Annotated in this window: 16 protein-coding genes and 1 tRNA gene; 6 read left to right on the top strand and 11 right to left on the bottom strand. The window is 68.0% G+C overall.

The genetic code is table 11. The features are described from left to right. Nucleotides 1–55: 55 nt before the first annotated feature. The 3 genes from AC3WQM_RS11940 (at nucleotide 56) to AC3WQM_RS11950 (ending at nucleotide 1,414) form a co-directional block, all read left to right on the top strand. Nucleotides 56–757 carry a response regulator gene (locus tag AC3WQM_RS11940; protein WP_062480363.1) on the top strand — a complete coding sequence of 234 codons (702 nt, stop codon included), beginning with the start codon at nucleotides 56–58 and terminating at the stop codon, nucleotides 755–757. An 18-nt stretch (nucleotides 758–775) separates the two neighbouring features. Further along, nucleotides 776–851 (top strand) — tRNA-Phe (locus tag AC3WQM_RS11945). Between the two features lie 239 nt (nucleotides 852–1,090). Next, complete coding sequence (locus AC3WQM_RS11950; protein ID WP_492678899.1) at nucleotides 1,091–1,414, top strand: hypothetical protein; 324 nt, start codon at nucleotides 1,091–1,093, stop codon at nucleotides 1,412–1,414. Here AC3WQM_RS11950 and AC3WQM_RS11955 read toward each other — a convergent pair. The 10 genes from AC3WQM_RS11955 to AC3WQM_RS12000 form a co-directional block, all read right to left on the bottom strand. After that, nucleotides 1,383–2,135 (bottom strand): winged helix-turn-helix domain-containing protein, encoded by a 753-nt coding sequence (locus AC3WQM_RS11955; protein WP_492678901.1) that lies wholly within the window; start codon nucleotides 2,133–2,135, stop codon nucleotides 1,383–1,385. The genes AC3WQM_RS11950 and AC3WQM_RS11955 overlap by 32 nt on opposite strands. A 210-nt stretch (nucleotides 2,136–2,345) precedes the next feature. Then, nucleotides 2,346–3,341 carry a fimbrial protein gene (locus AC3WQM_RS11960; RefSeq protein ID WP_492678903.1) on the bottom strand — a complete coding sequence of 332 codons (996 nt, stop codon included), beginning with the start codon at nucleotides 3,339–3,341 and terminating at the stop codon, nucleotides 2,346–2,348. Further along, nucleotides 3,338–3,685 carry a FimD/PapC C-terminal domain-containing protein gene (locus AC3WQM_RS11965; RefSeq protein WP_492678905.1) on the bottom strand — a complete coding sequence of 116 codons (348 nt, stop codon included), beginning with the start codon at nucleotides 3,683–3,685 and terminating at the stop codon, nucleotides 3,338–3,340. Before AC3WQM_RS11965 ends, AC3WQM_RS11960 begins: the two co-directional genes overlap by 4 nt. Beyond that, the gene (locus tag AC3WQM_RS11970) at nucleotides 3,613–4,359 is read right to left on the bottom strand and encodes a fimbrial biogenesis chaperone (protein ID WP_492678907.1); all 747 of its coding nucleotides are present in this window, start codon (nucleotides 4,357–4,359) and stop codon (nucleotides 3,613–3,615) included. Before AC3WQM_RS11970 ends, AC3WQM_RS11965 begins: the two co-directional genes overlap by 73 nt. Then, nucleotides 4,257–6,248 (bottom strand): PAS-domain containing protein, encoded by a 1,992-nt coding sequence (locus AC3WQM_RS11975; protein WP_492678909.1) that lies wholly within the window; start codon nucleotides 6,246–6,248, stop codon nucleotides 4,257–4,259. Before AC3WQM_RS11975 ends, AC3WQM_RS11970 begins: the two co-directional genes overlap by 103 nt. Before the next feature lie 18 nt (nucleotides 6,249–6,266). Then, the gene (locus AC3WQM_RS11980) at nucleotides 6,267–7,004 is read right to left on the bottom strand and encodes a response regulator (RefSeq protein WP_492678911.1); all 738 of its coding nucleotides are present in this window, start codon (nucleotides 7,002–7,004) and stop codon (nucleotides 6,267–6,269) included. Nucleotides 7,005–7,202: 198 nt separating this feature from the next. After that, a complete protein-coding gene (gene nadE, locus AC3WQM_RS11985) occupies nucleotides 7,203–8,051 on the bottom strand; it encodes an NAD(+) synthase (protein WP_492678913.1) in 849 nt (282 codons plus the stop codon). A 26-nt stretch (nucleotides 8,052–8,077) separates the two neighbouring features. Next, on the bottom strand, nucleotides 8,078–9,259 hold the full coding sequence (locus AC3WQM_RS11990) for a phospholipase A (protein WP_492678915.1): 1,182 nt from the start codon (nucleotides 9,257–9,259) through the stop codon (nucleotides 8,078–8,080). Then, the gene (locus AC3WQM_RS11995) at nucleotides 9,256–9,714 is read right to left on the bottom strand and encodes a hypothetical protein (protein WP_492678917.1); all 459 of its coding nucleotides are present in this window, start codon (nucleotides 9,712–9,714) and stop codon (nucleotides 9,256–9,258) included. Before AC3WQM_RS11995 ends, AC3WQM_RS11990 begins: the two co-directional genes overlap by 4 nt. Further along, entirely contained in the window at nucleotides 9,711–11,807 is a 2,097-nt protein-coding gene (locus tag AC3WQM_RS12000) for an ATP-dependent helicase (protein WP_489060894.1), read from the bottom strand. Before AC3WQM_RS12000 ends, AC3WQM_RS11995 begins: the two co-directional genes overlap by 4 nt. Before the next feature lie 148 nt (nucleotides 11,808–11,955). On the opposite strand from AC3WQM_RS12000, the gene AC3WQM_RS12005 reads away from it, so the two are divergent. After that, nucleotides 11,956–12,975 (top strand): AEC family transporter, encoded by a 1,020-nt coding sequence (locus AC3WQM_RS12005; RefSeq protein ID WP_492678919.1) that lies wholly within the window; start codon nucleotides 11,956–11,958, stop codon nucleotides 12,973–12,975. A 9-nt stretch (nucleotides 12,976–12,984) separates the two neighbouring features. On the opposite strand, the gene AC3WQM_RS12010 is transcribed toward AC3WQM_RS12005, so the two are convergent. Then, complete coding sequence (locus AC3WQM_RS12010; protein ID WP_492678921.1) at nucleotides 12,985–13,629, bottom strand: hypothetical protein; 645 nt, start codon at nucleotides 13,627–13,629, stop codon at nucleotides 12,985–12,987. A 279-nt stretch (nucleotides 13,630–13,908) separates the two neighbouring features. Here AC3WQM_RS12010 and AC3WQM_RS12015 point away from each other — a divergent pair, with 279 nt between their 5' ends. Then, entirely contained in the window at nucleotides 13,909–14,118 is a 210-nt protein-coding gene (locus tag AC3WQM_RS12015; protein ID WP_489060899.1) for a hypothetical protein, read from the top strand. Between the two features lie 106 nt (nucleotides 14,119–14,224). Continuing rightward, the gene (locus AC3WQM_RS12020) at nucleotides 14,225–15,871 is read left to right on the top strand and encodes a S41 family peptidase (protein WP_492678923.1); all 1,647 of its coding nucleotides are present in this window, start codon (nucleotides 14,225–14,227) and stop codon (nucleotides 15,869–15,871) included. The last annotated feature ends 22 nt before the right edge of the window (nucleotides 15,872–15,893 follow it).

Below are 15,893 nucleotides of genomic sequence, written 5' to 3' on the forward strand. Positions count from 1 at the left end.
GGGGCTGGATCGGGAGCGGATCAATACACACCAGCGCATACAACAAGCAGCACTCATGGCAAACATTCTCGTGGTCGATGACGAGCTGGGCATCAGGGACCTGCTCTTCGAAATTCTCAATGACGAAGGCCACAACGTGGAGCTCGCGGAAAACGCCGCCGAAGCCCGCGCGGCCCGACAACGCGCCCGGCCCGATCTCGTGCTGCTCGACATCTGGATGCCGGACACCGACGGCGTCACCTTGCTCAAGGAGTGGTCGACCGCGGGCCTGCTGAGCATGCCCGTCATCATGATGAGCGGGCACGCCACCATCGACACCGCGGTCGATGCCACGCGCATCGGCGCCTTCGCGTTCCTCGAAAAACCCATCACGCTGCAGAAGCTGCTCAAGGCGGTGGAGCAGGGGCTGGCACGCGAGAGCGCCCGCCGCACCGCCGCCGGCGTGGTGCCGCCGCCCACGGGTGCCCATCAGGCCGCCGCCATCACCACCACGGGCGACAGCCTGCTGATGGCGTCGCTCGCGGCTGTGCCGGTGGCCGACGCGGGCCCGCAGTCGACCCAGAGCTTCGACCTCGACAGACCGCTGCGCGATGCGCGCGATGGTTTCGAGAAGGCCTACTTCGAGTTCCACCTCGCGATGGAAAACGGTTCGATGACCCGTGTGGCCGAGAAAACCGGCCTCGAGCGCACCCATCTTTATAGAAAACTCAAACAACTTGGCGTGGACCTTTCGCGAGGCCGCAGAAGCGCTGTATAATTTGAGGCTGCACACCAAGGCCCGGTAGCTCAGTTGGTAGAGCAGCGGATTGAAAATCCGCGTGTCGGTGGTTCGATTCCGCCCCAGGCCACCACTCTTCGAAGCCCCTGATTCCGAATGGAATCAGGGGCTTTTCAGTTTGCGGCCCGCGTTCCTGCGCCGCCATCGCCCTCGGCGCACAAAGCGAAAGTGCTTCGCGAGAAGTCCTCCCATTGACCTCCCCGACAGAACGGCCATGTGCCGTGGGCAGATGCGACCCTTTCGGCCGTCCCGGCAAGTGGTCTCGCGGACAAGCGGCGGAACTACCCAACGCGGGTAGGGATTCCGGCCACCGTGCCCGATCTATTGCAGAGCATCGAACGGATGGAGCGGAAGGTGAAAGCACAGGTGGCAATCAAGCGCGTCGTCGACGCCAACGTGAAGGCGCAGGTCAAGTCGGGCGGTTTCGGCATCGAGTTGGCCAACGTCAAGATGAAGGTGATCCAGGGCGACGAATATCGGGGCGCCATCGGTTTCGCTGTCGCCGGTCGTTGGATCGGCAATGGAATCCCCAAAAAAAACGACCTTCGGAAGAGGTCGCTTTCGCTTGCCATGGCTGAAGGAGCAGGGCACCGTGGCCCCGGGTTCACATCCGGTAAGGCGGTGCGGGCGTGCTGACCGAGACCAGCTGGTAACCCTGCCCGTAGACCGCGCGCAGCACGAACCCATTCTCGCGCTGCAGCGACAGCTTGCGTCGCACGTTCGTGGCGCAGGCGTCGAGCGAGCGCGTGACGGGGCGTTCGGGCGGGAGCTTCCACACCGAACTCATGAGCCAGGAGCGCGTCAGCACGTTGCCGAGGTTGCGGAACAGCTCGAGCGCAAAGGAAAACTGCCGCGGCTGGAGTGCGATCTCGCGGTCGCGGTGCAGCACGGTGTTGTTGCCGTCGACGAAGCGGTACTCGCCCCAGGTCCAGCGGTCTGGCGTGGTCTGGCGCGGGGTGATGCCCGCGTCCTGCTCCGTGTAGAGCGTCTGCATGTGCTGCACCAGTGCGTCGTTCGAGATGCGGCGCAGGTCGAAGTTGGTACCACTGCCCAGCAGGGGCATGTCTTCGAAATAGGAAGGCAGTGCGACCACATCCGGTTCGCCCTGCGCGGTGATGGGGAGGGCCGGCATGCCCAGCACCCAGCACACGGTGAGCAGGCTCTCGCTGCCCATGGCATCCGGGGCGGCGAGCAGCAGGTCGAAACGGCTGCCGCGGCTCAGGGTGTTCAGCAGTTCTCCGATGCTGCTGAACATGACGGGCCGGTGGCCCATGGTGCGCAGGCGGTCCTGGAGCAAGTTGCTGCGCGAGCTGCGGTTGTCCAGCAGGGCCAGGGACAGTTTTCCCTCGAGTGTCATCTGGTTGGTCTATTTCAAAGGGCTGCGAGAACTCACTGCGGAGCGTGCCTGCGACCTTGGGTCTGCCGCAAGGCGCCGGGGCTGCTTCCGCAATGTGCGAGGAGTCTTGATTCTGGGCAGAGGGCGCTTCTTTATTGATCCGATCGCGTCGCTGGATGATGCTTCCTTGACCAGCTCCTGACATGCCAACGCATCGGCCTTCGCTCGCCTCTACTTGTAGTCGATGCTGAACGTGGCGGTGCCATCCGCCCGGCCCGGTGTCACCTGGTTGCCGGTCTGGAAATAGCGGGCCGTGTAGTTCAGCACGTAGTCGCCGTTGCGCGAGGTGCCGACCAGCGTCTCTTCCCCGAACTTCACGGGCACGTTCTTCTCGTCGATCACCTGAATGCCCACGCCGGTCGCCAGGTTCGGCGCGCCTCGCGTGGGTTGCAGCACGCCTTGTTCGTTCGACGGGTCCTGTGGCGCATCCATGCGCAGATACACCGTGTTCTGCGCGTTCTGCCCGGCCTTGCAGTTGAGCTTGATGCTGAACTTGCGTTCGGCCGTGGTGCTGCCGCGGCCCTTGAAGCCGTCCTTCGGCACCTTGCCGAACTGCACCAGGATGTTGCGCGAGCCCAGGTCGACCGAACACGAGGGCGTGATGATCGTGATGCCTTCGCCCAGCAGGTTTGTCGTGAGAACCGACTGCGTGTCGGCGACGCTGTAGTACCGGGTGTAGGTGCCCTGCGCGAGCGGGCCGTTGCCGGTGACGGGTGCGGTCTTGAACAGCTCCACTTGGAAGCGGGACGCTGCGTTGAAATCGCCGAAGTCGTCGTTGGTCGAGCGCTCGTGCGGGTAGAAGTTGACCGAGCTCTGGTCGAAGTAGCGCGACAGGCGGATGCCCACCCCGGGAACGCTGGTGGTGAACACGTGGTCGTAGCCCGGCACGGGGGTGCCCTGCAGCATCACGCCTTTCACGACGCCGCCTTTCGTGCACGTCCATGGCTTGTTGGTCGAGCCGGACAGCGGCAGGGGAAAGAGCTGCTGCTTGAACACCGTGCCCACGGTGGCGTCGTTGGGAATGACGACGCGGCCGATGTTCATGTTGACGATTTTTTCCACGTAGCCCTTGGTCACGTAGCACGCGGCCTGCGCCGGGAAGGCGCACAGCAGCAGGCCCAGGGCCGAGGCGGCGGTGCATGCATTCAACAGGATGGGTCTGCTCATTTCATTCCCTTCGGTGGCGCGCTGTCCGGCGTCCGGCATTGCGCGGTCAGTTCGCGGATGGGCGGGGGGCTGGGGTCGACCGGCAGGCGGTAGGGCACCTCGCACTGGTCCGCCGCGTCCTGGCCCCAGCGCACGGTGAGGCGGCCGCTGTCGCCTGCGCCCGTGACGAAGGCCTGGCCGTCTGGTCCGACGACGCCGACTTCCTGGCCGCTCTCGTTCTCGATCCGCGCGCCCAGCGGCAGTGCGCGTCCCTTGCCGTTGGTCAGCGTGATCAGCAGCCGGTAGCCCACCGAGGTCTCGAAGCGCGCGGCCACCACGGCGCCGCGCGTGGGCACCACGTGCATGGCGGCGTTCTTGACTTCCACGGTGTCCCCCAGGTCGCTTCGGGCGTTTTCACCGCGGTCAGCGGATAGCTGGCTTCGCCGAAGGGCGGCACCATGTCCGCGTTGATCTTCTGCTGGCCGTCGTTGATGTCCAGCGCCGTGAACGTCACGTGATAGGCCGACGGATTGGCGACCCGCAGCACCGCGCCGCGCCCCTCGGGGCCGGGGCTCACCACCCACTGCAATTGGGTGCGCGCTTCTTCCGGCTTGCCCGCCAGCCGCGCCGGCCGGTAGAACAGCTTGATGCGGCTGCGCACCGCGATCTGGAGCACGTTCTCCTCCTTCGACCGCTCGGGGATCTCCTTGACGTTGAGCCAGAACACCGACTCGCGGTCGGCCGGCAGATCGCCGGCCACGCGCATGATGCGCAGGATGTTTTCCGTGCCCGGATCGAGCCGCGACAACGGCGGCGTGACGAGCAGCGGGGTCTTGTTTTGGCCTTCGCCGGCGTCGATCCAGGTCTGGACCACGTAGGGCGAGGTGCTGGTGTTCTTTACCGGGATGGAGGCCTCGCGGTCCTTCTCGCCCAGGATCACGCGCGTGCCGCTGAGCGTGATGCCCGCGCCGGCCGGCCACGGAAGGCACAGCGCCAGCAGGACGGCAAGGGTCCATCGGAAGCGGTTCTTGCTGCACATAGAAGAAATTCCTCGGCGCGTTTCCGACACATGAACCGCGCGCACCCGACCGCGCCGACGCACCACGAGGTGCGCCCGGCGTGCGGGCAGAAAAGAAAACGGGAGGTGGCGCCTGCCGCCGTGTGTCGATCGGGCGGTGGTGCCGTGAGGCCTGGGCGGTATCGCGCCGACGCGATGCGAAGGGCGTCGGTCGGCGTGCGAAGACCGCGGGTGCGGCGATTACTTGTAGGCGATCGTGAACTGCGCGACTGAGTTGGCCGGGCCCGGAACGCGCGGTCGACGATCCGGCGCATGTCGGGCGACAGGTCGTCGCGCGCCTGCAGCAGCTGCAGGTTGCTGAAGACCGCCGCCAGCAGGTTGTTGAAGTCGTGCGCCACGCCGCCGGTGAGCTGGCCCAGCACTTCCATCTTCTGCGCCTGGCGCACCTGACGTTCGAGCGCGCGACTCTCGCTTTGGTCGCTGTACAGCGTGACGAAGCCGCCCGCCGGCATGGGGTGGTTGCGCACGGCCAGCACCTGCCCGTTGTCGAGCAGGTAGTCGCCGCGCCGCCGCTGCGCATCGGGCGGCCCCAGCAGGTCGACGCCGGGGCGGCCGTCGGCCAGCGCCGGCAGCGCCGCGCGCAGCGCGTCGAGCGTCGCGCCGGTATGGATCGCCTGCGCGGGCAGGCGCAGCAGCGCGGCGAAGCGCGGGTTCCAGGCCACCAGGCGGCCTTCGGCGTCGAACGCGCCCAGGCCGTCGTCGATGCTGTCGAGCACCGTGCGCAGCAGGCGCCGCTGCTCCGAAATGTCCGCGCCCATCCGCCGCATCGACAGCGTGTTGTCGCGGAACACGTTGAAGGCGCGGATGAGTGCGCCGACCTCGTCGTCGCGCCGCGGGACATCGGGCGGTGCGCCGGCGTTGCCGTGCGACAGCTCGGTGATGGCGGAGGTGACGCGCGTGAGGTCGCGCATCGAATCGCGCAGGCTCCAGAACCCGAGCATCAGCGCGGCGCCCGCCACCAGCAGCGCGAGCGTGACTGCGATGAGTCCCGAACGCACGATCAGGCCCACCGAATGCTCGCGCGACGACACCTCGGCGCTGAGCGCCGCCACATGGCGGTCGACCGAGCGCGTGAGGTCTTCCGAGAGCATGCGCGTGGAGGTGAGCAACAGGGTCTTGCGGTCGCGCAGCGCAAGGTGCTGCCTGCGCAGCGCGAAGATGCTGTCGGCCTGCGCGGCGATCTGCGCGCGGACCGCCGCATCGATGCGCAAGGCGTTGCCGGAAGCGGCGTGGGCGCGATAGACCCGCTCGGCCTCGTCCAGGTCGAGCGTGTTGTGGGCGTACAGGGCCACGCGCAGCAGCTGCAGCGCGTGGTCGGCCGCGTACCGGGTGCGCTCGGGCAGGTCCGCGATCCGGTGCTCCATCTGGCTCAGCGCGTGGATGCGCCCGCGGCCTTCTTCCCGCAGCGCGAGGTCGCGGCGCTTGAACTCGATCAGGTCTTCCAGCACCCCCTGCATCGCGCCGAGCACCTGCGGGATGCCGGTGGCCGATCCGCTGGCCGGCGGCAGCTGCGCCGCGAGCGCGCGCGCCTCGTCCTGCCGTTTCAGCAGCTCGGCCTTCTCCTGGTTGAGGCGCGCCGAGATCGAGACCTCCGCCACGTACGGCGCCGCCGCCGCCAGGTGCGTGACGCGCTCCGACAGCGCGAGCGACTTCGCCACCGACGGCAGGATGCGTTCGTCGAAGCCCTGGATCGCGGCCTTGGCGTTGAACAGCGCCACCATCGCCACGGCGGCCAGCACCAGCGTGGTGATGGCCAGCACGCCGAAGGTGAAGATCCACTGCCCGCGCAGGCTGCATGAGCGCGAGCGGGTGCGCGCAGGCGCGTGCGAGGGGGCGCGGGGGCCTTGCATGGTGCGGGCGGTGCCGACTCAGCAGCGCACCACGTTCGCGGCAAAGCGGTAGCCCGCGCCGCGTTCCGTGCAGATGAAGCGCGGATGGTCCGGGTCGTCCTCGATCTTGCGGCGCAGGCGCGACACCAGCACGTCGATCGTGCGGCTCACCGCATCCGACTGGGCGCTGCGCGTCTTGAGCAGCAGCTGCTCGCGGTCGATGACGCGGTTCGCATGCAGCACGAAGACCTCGAGCAGGGCGAACTCGCCGTGCGTCAGCTCGCAGGGCGTGCCGTCGCTGTGCAGCAGCTCGCGCGCGGTGATGTTGAGCGACCAGTCGCCGAACAGGTAGCGCTCGTGGCTCAGGCGGTCGGTGCGCAGCGAGCGCGGCATGCCGGTCTCGGCCGAACGACGCAGCAGGGCGCGGATGCGCGCGACCAGTTCGCGGTTGTCGAAGGGCTTGGCGATGAAATCGTCGACGGCCGTTTCGAGGCCCAGGATGCGATCGGCCGCCGTGCCCTGGCCGGTGAGGATGATGATCGGAATGCGCGAGCGTGTGCGCAGCTGGCGCGCGAGCTCGATGCCGTCTTCCTTCTTCAGCCGCAGGTCGATGATCACGAGCGAGAACGCGCGTTGGTCGAGCCGGGCTGCCATGGCCAGGCCGTCCGGCACGGCCTGTGCGCGAAAGCCCGACGACTCCAGCAGGTCGACCAGCGTCTCGCAGACTTCGGGATCGTCGTCGACCACCAGGATTTCGGGTTTCACTACGTCAAGCATGAAGGTTCCAGAAGGCCGGACTGTGTGCCCGGTCGTCCAAAATTCTTGCAGACAAAAGCACACCAATTGATACCTAAAGGTTAATCAACTCCCTCTCAGGCTGGCATTTCGCGACTTTTTTTCGTTCGATGCTTTACATATGCATCGAAGCATCCCTTTCGGGGACTTCAATGTGATCCGTTTGTCACGCGGAATGCGTCACTTCAGTACGGGCGGCTCGACCGGCAGTGCCCGCTTGTGGGCGCTCTTGCGGTGCGTCGACACAATCACCGCGCGCGCCGCGGCCGACACCGGCTTGCCTTCGAGGAAATCGTCGATCTGCTCGTAGCTCACGCCGAAGGCGTCTTCGTCGGGCTTGCCCGGCACCAGCGACTCCAGGTCGGCCGTGGGCACCTTGTAGACCAGCGCATCGGGCGCGCCCAGCAGCTGCGCCACCGCGCGCACGCGGCGCTTGTTGAGGCCGGTGAGCGGCGTGATGTCGGCCGCGCCGTCGCCGAACTTGGTGAAGAAGCCCATGAGCGCTTCGGCCGCGTGGTCGGTGCCGATCACGAGCCCGTCGTGCGCGCCGGCCACTGCGAACTGCGCAATCATGCGTTGGCGCGCCTTGATGTTGCCGAGCACGAAGTCCTCGTGCGCCGCGTCGCGAAACGCCAGCCCGCCGGCGCGCAGCGCGGCCAGCATCGCATCGGCGGCGGGGCGGATGTCCACCGTCAGCAGGCGGTCGGGGCGGATCACCGCCAGCCCCGCCTGCGCCTCGGCCTCGTCGCGCTGCACGCCGTAGGGCAGGCGCATCGCGATGAAGGTGGCGTCGCGGCCTTCGGCACGCAGCGTCTCGACCGCGCGCTGCGCGAGGCAGCCGGCGGTCAGTGAATCGACGCCGCCGCTGATGCCCAGCACCAGCGTCTTCAGGCCCGTGCTGCGCAGGTAGTCGGCAAGGAAGTCGGTGCGCCGCGCGAGTTCGGCGGCGGCATCGAAGACGGGCGCCACGTGCAGGGCCGCGATGATCTCGCGCTGCGTGGCATCGACGGGGGAGAGGTCTGCACTCATCTGTGGGGCTCGGGAAGTGAGGAAGATCAGAAATCGACGAGGCTGAGGCCGATGCTCAGCACCGTGCGCTTGCGGTTGTAGTCCACCAGCGTGTCGCCGTAGCCATGGAACAGCTGCGTATGGAAACGCAGGTTGCTCTTGGTCGGGTCGCCGATGGCCTTCAGCCATTCGAGGCGCACCGAGCCGCGGCCGCTGTCGCGCAGGTTGTTGCGCACCGTGAGGCCCAGCTGGTTGTCGCGGTTGAGGTTCCAGCGGCCCGTGACTTCGGCGCGGCCGATGTAGTCGGCAATGTCGGGGTTGTCGTCCTTCGCGGCGCTTTCGGACATGCGCTTCCAGACGCGGCCGGTGATGGTGAAGCGGTCGTCCAGCTCCACGCCGCCCATCAGGTACACGCGGTTCCAGCTGCGCGACAGCGGCAGGCTCTGGCCGTTCGACTGGTGCACGATGCCGACGCCCGCATAGCGCCAGCGCCAGCCGCCGGGCAGCTTGAAGTCGGTCGGGTAGACATACATCAGCTCGGGTTCGTGGTCGGTGGTGCGGAAGGGCCGCGAGATCGCGCCGTTGAACAGCTGCCAGGTCGACTGCTGCGAGTACGCGAACCACAGCGAGTCTTTCTTGACCGGGTCGTTCTGCGTGAGCATGCCCTGCGCGAGCTTGGTGCGCACCGACAGGCCGATGCGCATCTCGTTGGCCTGGTAGGCCACGGGCTCGGCCGTGTGGCCGGCCGACGGCGAGGTGGGCGGCTGGGGCCTGTCGGTGGCGGCCGAGGCCGACACGGTGAGCGGGCGGTAGCCGCGGAAGCCGAAGGTGCCGCAGTCGGTGGCGTTCTCGAGTTCCCAGAAGCGCGACAGCGTCGAGTACTGGCGGTCGCGGCAGCCTTCGGTGGTGGCGACCGAGACCACGCGCGTGGCCGGGATCGTGCCGTCCACCGGCGGCTGCGTGCTCGCGAGCACGGGCGGCGCCACGGGCACCGACACCGAGGGCAGTGTCTGTTGTTGCGACCAGCGGTCGTAGCAGGCCAGGCGTGCCTCGTTGTTCGCGCCGAGCGCGGCGCACTGTTGCCAGGTGAGCTGTGCATCGGCCAGCGGGCTGGCGGGCTTGTCGACGGCTTGTGCTTGTGCGACAGATGCGGCGCCGAGGCACGCGGCCACGGCGGCGACGGTGCGCAGATCGAACAAAGAAGCAGGGTGTCGTCGTGTCGTCTTCATGGCTTTCCTTCCTGTGCGACGGTCTTGCGCAGCACGAACGGGTGCGTGCGCTCGGTCGCGGCGTCGCGCCACGTGCCGCGAAACTCGCGGCCGCAGGCGCCGGGCTGCAGCGTGCCCGACCAGACGCCGCTGATCGCGCGGCCGTCCAGCGATTCGTCGATGGACAGCGCGCCCTCGTCGTCGACATCGCCCGCGAGCTGCGCGACGGTCGTCTTTGTGGAGGCATCGGCGTGGCGCGTGATGGTGCCGCGCACGCCGGCGTATTCGGGGTGCTTGCCCAGCTGCACGACGGCCGTGCCGGGCAGGTCGTCGAAGCGGGCGTCCCACTGGCCGTACAGCGCCTGCAGCGGCAGCTCGCGTGCGTCGGCGGGGCAGTTGGGGTCGCGGGGCGTTGCGCAACCGGCCGCGAGGGCGGTGGCGAGCAGCGCGACTGCGACCGTCGCCGTCGTCCTCATGGCGTGGCGGCGGCCTTGGCCGCGCTGTCTTGCGCCTTGCGTGCGAACTCGGCGCGCAGCGCCTTCAGTTTCTCGCGCGGGTCTTCCTTGGTCGTGGCCTTGTCCAGGCCCATCTCGGCGATGAAGCGGCTCGGCATGCAGGGCACCATGTCGCGGCCCTGCTTGCGTTTCTTGGTCCAGCTCACGGCCAGGCTGCGCTGGGCGCGCGTGATGCCCACGTACATGAGGCGGCGCTCTTCCTGCAGGCGCTGCGTGGTCTCGTCGCTCACCACCTTCTGGCGGCCGTTGTCGTCGTCGAGCTTGAAAGGCAGCAGGCCCTCGGTCACGCCGATGAGCATCACGTGCGGCCATTCGAGGCCCTTCGATGCATGCAACGTCGAAAGCGTGACCACGTTCTGGTCCTGCTCGCGCTCGCTGATGGTCGACAGCAGCGAGATGGTCTGCGCCACCTCGAGCAGGCTCTTGTGCTCGTTCGGGTTCGTGTCGTCGGCGCCCGAGGCGTCGTCGAGCGAACCGCCGGCGCGCTGCGACATCCAGTCGACGAACTCCAGCACGTTGGTCCAGCGCGTGGCGGCGGCGGCCTCGCTGTCTTCGCCTTCGTACAGATGGCGCTCGTAGTCGATCTCCTTGAGCCACTCGAGCATGAAGGCGCGCGAGGCTTCGGCGCCCATGGTGCGGCGCGCGCGGTACTCCAGGTCGTTGATGTAGCGGCCGAACTCGTGCACGCCGTCGAGCGTGCGCTTGGGAATCACGCTCGGCAGCGAGGGGCTGAACAGCGCCGCGAACAGGCTCAGCTTGTACTGGCTCGCGAAGCTGCCCAGGCTGGCCAGCGTGGTGTGGCCGATGCCGCGCTTGGGCGTGGTGATGGCGCGCAGGAACGCCGGGTCGTCGTCGTTGTTCACCCACAGGCGGAACCAGCCGCACAGGTCCTTGATTTCGGCGCGGTCGAAGAAGCTCTGGCCGCCCGACACCTTGTACGGGATCTGCGCCTTGCGCAGCGCCTGTTCGAAGATGCGCGCCTGGTGGTTGGCGCGGTACAGGATCGCGAAGTCGCGGAACTCCTTGTACTGCTTGCCCTGCGACACCGTGTCGCCCGCGCGCAGGCTGATGATGCGCGCCACCGTGCGCTCGGCCTCGTGCAGCTCGGTGTCGGCATCGACGATGCGCACCGGCTCGCCTTCGCCGAGTTCCGAGAACAGCGTCTTCGGAAACAGCTTGGGGTTGGGGCCGATCACGTTGTTCGCCGCGCGAAGAATGGCGCTGGTGGAGCGGTAGTTCTGCTCCAGCTTGATGACCTTGAGCGTCGGGTAGTCGACCGGCAGCTTCTTCAGGTTGTCCAGCGTGGCGCCGCGCCAGCCGTAGATCGACTGGTCGTCATCACCCACGGCCGTGAACTGGCCGCGCTCGCCGGCCAGTGCCTTGAGCACTTCGTACTGCGTGGCGTTGGTGTCCTGGTATTCGTCGACCAGGATGTGGCCCAGCATGGCCTGCCACTTGGCGCGCACCTCGGGGAACTCGTACAGCAGCTTCAGCGGCATGCCGATGAGGTCGTCGAAGTCCACGCTCTGGTAGGCCTGCAGCCGCTCTTCGTACTGGACCATGATCTCGGCCGTGATGCGCTCGTTGTCGTCCACCGCGGCGGCCGCGGCCTGCGCAGCGTTCAGGCCCATGTTCTTCCACTTGCTGATCGTCCACTGCCAGATGCGGGCGGTGGCGATGTCGACGGTGCCGCCGCAGTCTTTCAAGATCTTGGTGACGTCGTCGGCGTCCAGGATGCTGAAGGCCTTCTTCAGGCCCAGCACGTGGCCGTCTTCGCGCATCATGCGCACGCCCAGCGCGTGGAAGGTGCACACCACCACCTTGCGCGCATCGCGCCCGATCAGGTCCTTGGCGCGCTCGCGCATTTCGGCGGCCGCCTTGTTCGTGAAGGTGATGGCCGCGATGCGCTCGGGCTTCAGGCCCGACTGGATCAGCCGGCCGATCTTGTGCGTGATCACGCGCGTCTTGCCCGAGCCCGCGCCTGCGAGCACCAGACAGGGACCGTGCATGTAGTTGACCGCTTCTTGCTGGGCGAGATTGAGACCGTGGGACATGGGGGAGGGGAACCGGGAAAGCGGGAACGCGAAAACGCAGGAGGGGGCCGCAGGGCGCGGCCGTCGCAAAGCGGGCAATGATACGGGCCCGGCTGCGGCCGCCCGTGTCAGCGGGCATCGCGCGACGAAGGAGGACGACAATGCCGGCGTGCTGCCTGTTTTCCTTGTTACTTTTCCTTTCTTCGCCCTGATCGCGGCCGGTTACGTCGCCGCCCGCACCCGCATCCTGCCGCTGGAGGCGATTCCGGGGCTCAACACCTTCGTGCTGTATTTCGCGCTGCCCTGCATGCTGCTGCGCTTCGGTGCGGGCACGCCCATCGCGCAGCTGCTGGACGGCAGCGTTGCACTGATTTGGGGCATCTGCGCGCTGGCCGTGGTGGCGGGCGTGGTGCTGTTCACGCGCAATGCACGCATCGGCTGGAACGACGCGGCCTTCGGCGCGCTGGTGGCGGCTTTTCCGAACACCGGCTTCATGGGCGTGCCGCTGCTGGTGGCGCTGCTGGGCGCGCAGGCGGCCGGGCCGATCATCATCACCATCGCGTTCGACCTGGTCGTGACCTCGTCGCTGTGCATCGCGCTGTCGCGCCTCGACGGTGCCGGCAGCGCAGGCCGCCATGGCGCCACGCTGGCCGCGCGCAAGGCGCTGCGCGGCATCCTCGTGAACCCGATGCCGTGGTCGATCCTGCTGGGCGTGCTGCTGTCGGCGGTGCGCTGGCCGCTGCCCGGGCCGGTCGAACGCACGATCGCCATGCTGGCCGACGCGGCCTCGCCCGTGGCGCTCTTCACCATCGGCGCGGTGCTGGCGCGCTCGGCGCTGCTGGCGCGTGAGCACGGTGCCAGCGCCATGGTCGCGGCGGCGATGGGCACCGGCGCCGGGCCCGCGCCGAAGGCGCCGCTGGCCGACGTGCTGCCCGTGGTGCTCGTGAAGCTGGTGCTGCACCCGCTGGCGGTCTGGGCGCTGGGGCGCGGCGCGATCGCGCTGGGGCTGCCGCTGGCCCCGTCGGCGCTGGTGGTGATCGTGCTGGTCGCGGCGCTGCCGAGCGCGAGCAACGTGTCGATGCTGGCCGAGCGCTTCGGCGCCGACAACGGGCGCATCGCCCGCATCATCCTGTGGACGACGGTGGCGGCCTTCTTCACCTTCCCGGTGGCGGTCGGCGCGCTGCGCTGACCGGGGCCGCTACTCGGTCAGCACGCCCAGCTTGTACGGATCGGCATCCGACAGCCGCTCGCACTTCGAGAAGTCGCGGCCCTGCGTGCCGTCGCAGTAGTAGGTGTTGTAGACGCGGCCGAACAGTGTCGGGCTGGCCGTGAAGAGCACGCCGTGGTCGGGCTGCCAGTTGTCCTTGGGCGCGGGTGCCGCGGCGCTGGTTTCGATCGGGCGTGCCGCGTCGGTGGTGGCAGGGGCGGGCGTGAAGTCGGCCAGTGTCTTGCGGGCCTCCTCGCCGCGCCAGCGCACCGCCAGCTCGGCCGCAGTGGGACGGGTCGCCACGGGCACCAGGATGCCGTTGACCTGCAGGCCGCGTCCGAAGCGGTGCGTCTTGCCGGCCAGGAACGCATAGGCACAGGCCGCCATGCAATGGCCGCGCACCTCGGTCTGCACGCCGCTCTCGCGGATCGCGTCGGCATACGCACCGGCCGCTTCGGCGGTGCCGCCGAACGAGTCTTCGAAGACCACGGTGCGCACCGTGCCGCTGCCCAGGTGCTCGGTGAAGGCCTTGACCTTGCTGCCGTCGAGCGTGCCCGACACCACCAGCCGACGACCCTGCAGTTCGAGCTCCGCCGCGCCCGCGGACCCTGCAACAGCAAGGCACGACAGCGACACGGCGACAGCAACAACGACCCCAGCCAGAAGAGACGACGATTTCACGGCGACCTTTACATCAAGCGAACGGGCACGAAACACCGCGGACCCGGCGATGGAACCGCACAGGCACAGCTTGTGCAAGGCCGGGGGTACCGTCAACTCTTTTTGCAGATTATTTCGGGGTAATCCCAGGGCATGTCTTAAGGCATAGCGTGCGTTATCTCTTCAGATGAATGCTTGCGTATGCAGTTGCGCTGCTACAGTGGTTCCGAGTCCAAGGTGTGAATGGGGCGCTCGATGGCAATACTGGTTCGCATCCTGATGTGGTTGGCCTGGCTCGCTGCGGTGGGCTGGTTCTGGCATGCCGGCACGCTCGGCACCGCTGCCGCGCTCGCGCTCGCCGCGCTGAGCCTCGTCGTGTTCGCCTGGCCGATCAGCGTCGCGCGGCGACGCCACAACGAACTGCGCTACGTCGACATGGGCAAGGAGCCCACCGGCTACCACTGATGATCGGCACGACGCGTTCGTGCCGCGCATAGGACTTTGGTCCAATGCGCTGCAGCGCAGAGCTTCCTAGGATGGCGGCGCCTTACCGCCCTCCAGGAATCTCGCCGTGTCTCTTGTCTCCCCACGTTTTCGTTTCGCCCGTCTTCTGCTGCTGGCCGTTCCGACGGCCGTGCTCGTCGCCTGCGGCGGCGGGGGAGACGGGGGCTCTGGCGTCAGCTTCTGGCCGAACAGCGGCACGGCCACCCCGCCGCCTGCCACCACCCCACCCACGACGCCGCCCGACGTGCCCGACGAAGGCGATGCCTTGCGCAACGTGCCCTGGGTCGAGGGCGTGTTTCGGACCGCGAGCCTCTACAAGGACCGCTGCGCGGCGCCGCGCACCGGCACCGACTACGACGGCAAGCCCTTCGCCGACAAGGCCGGCCGCACGCTCGACGAGAACAACTGGCTGCGCGCATGGGTCAACGACACCTACCTCTGGTACGACGAGGTCCCGGACCTGGACCCCGCGCGCTACGCCACGGCCGACTATTTCGACCTGCTCAAGACCTACGCCGTGACGCCGTCAGGCAGGGACAAGGACCAGTTCCACTTCACCTACACCACCGAGGAGTGGAATGCGCTCTCGGGCGCCGGCTCGTCCGTCGGATACGGCGCGCAGTGGGCGATGCTCGACCCCTACCCGCCACGCGATCTGCGCGTGGCCTATGTGGAGCCCGGCTCGCCCGCGGCCATGCCGGGGGTCGATCTGCGGCGCGGCGCCCGGGTGCTCGAGGTCAACGGCGTCGATTTCGTGAACAACAACACGCAGGAAGGCATCGATGCCCTCAACGCGGCGCTCTTTGGCGCTGCACCGGGGACGTCCACGCGGTTCACCGTCGTCGACGCGGGCAGCAACACTCCGCGCGACATCACGCTGAGGGCCGTCCCGGTGGTCTCGACCCCTGTCCAGAATGTCAGGAGCTTCCCGAACAGCGCGGGCCACACGGTCGGCTACCTGCAGTTCAACGACCACATCGGGACGGCGGAACTGCAACTGAAGGCCGCCATCGAGCAACTGCGCGTGGTGCAGCCGACCGAACTGGTCGTCGACCTGCGCTACAACGGCGGCGGCTACCTGGCCCTGGCCAGTCAACTGGCCTTCATGGTCGCCGGCGAGGCGAAGACGCGCGGCAAGACCTTCGAATCTCTGCGCTACAACAACAAGCACACCGAACGCGATCCGGTGTTTGACGAGCCGATCCTGCCCACGCCGTTCTGGGCCACCACCCTGGGCTTTCTTTCTCCCATCGACCCGCCCCTTCCCCTGCCCAGCCTCGACCTGCGGCGCGTCTACGTGCTCACGGGCCCCGACACCTGCTCGGCCAGCGAGGCGTTCATCAACGGCCTGCGTGGCATCGACATCGATGTGATCCAGATCGGCGACACCACCTGCGGCAAGCCCTACGGCTTTTATCCCCAGGACAACTGCGGCACCACCTACTTCAGCGTGCAGTTCCAGGGTGTGAACGCCAAGGGCTTCGGCGACTACCCGGACGGCCTCGCGCCCACCTGCTTCGTCCCCGACGATTTCAGCCGTGCGCTCGGCGATCCGCAGGAGGCGCGCCTGGCCGCCGCACTGGCGCACCAGGTCTCGGGGGCCTGCCCCCCCGTGCCCCCCGGGCGCCTCGCCAAGCGTGCCATCGCCGGTCCCGCCGCGCCCCTGCTGCACAAGCCCGAAGGCCTGCGCAACCGCATCCTGCGCCCGCGCTGAGGCAGGCGTCCGCGCGCCTCGC

This window comes from Variovorax sp. FW301-JW7, assembly GCF_058788795.1.

Excerpts from the sequence above, each read along its gene's own strand:
- AC3WQM_RS11965 (WP_492678905.1), bottom strand. The coding sequence starts at position 3,685 with ATGCACGTGGTGCCCACGCGCGGCGCCGTGGTGGCCGCGCGCTTCGAG.
- AC3WQM_RS11960 (WP_492678903.1), bottom strand. The coding sequence starts at position 3,341 with ATGAGCAGACCCATCCTGTTGAATGCATGCACCGCCGCCTCGGCCCTG.
- AC3WQM_RS11970 (WP_492678907.1), bottom strand. The coding sequence starts at position 4,359 with ATGTGCAGCAAGAACCGCTTCCGATGGACCCTTGCCGTCCTGCTGGCG.
- AC3WQM_RS11995 (WP_492678917.1), bottom strand. The coding sequence starts at position 9,714 with ATGAGGACGACGGCGACGGTCGCAGTCGCGCTGCTCGCCACCGCCCTC.
- AC3WQM_RS12015 (WP_489060899.1), top strand. The coding sequence starts at position 13,909 with ATGGCAATACTGGTTCGCATCCTGATGTGGTTGGCCTGGCTCGCTGCG.
- AC3WQM_RS11975 (WP_492678909.1), bottom strand. The coding sequence starts at position 6,248 with ATGCAAGGCCCCCGCGCCCCCTCGCACGCGCCTGCGCGCACCCGCTCG.
- AC3WQM_RS11980 (WP_492678911.1), bottom strand. The coding sequence starts at position 7,004 with ATGCTTGACGTAGTGAAACCCGAAATCCTGGTGGTCGACGACGATCCC.
- AC3WQM_RS11955 (WP_492678901.1), bottom strand. The coding sequence starts at position 2,135 with ATGACACTCGAGGGAAAACTGTCCCTGGCCCTGCTGGACAACCGCAGC.
- AC3WQM_RS11940 (WP_062480363.1), top strand. The coding sequence starts at position 56 with ATGGCAAACATTCTCGTGGTCGATGACGAGCTGGGCATCAGGGACCTG.
- AC3WQM_RS12000 (WP_489060894.1), bottom strand. The coding sequence starts at position 11,807 with ATGTCCCACGGTCTCAATCTCGCCCAGCAAGAAGCGGTCAACTACATG.
- AC3WQM_RS11990 (WP_492678915.1), bottom strand. The coding sequence starts at position 9,259 with ATGAAGACGACACGACGACACCCTGCTTCTTTGTTCGATCTGCGCACC.
- nadE (WP_492678913.1), bottom strand. The coding sequence starts at position 8,051 with ATGAGTGCAGACCTCTCCCCCGTCGATGCCACGCAGCGCGAGATCATC.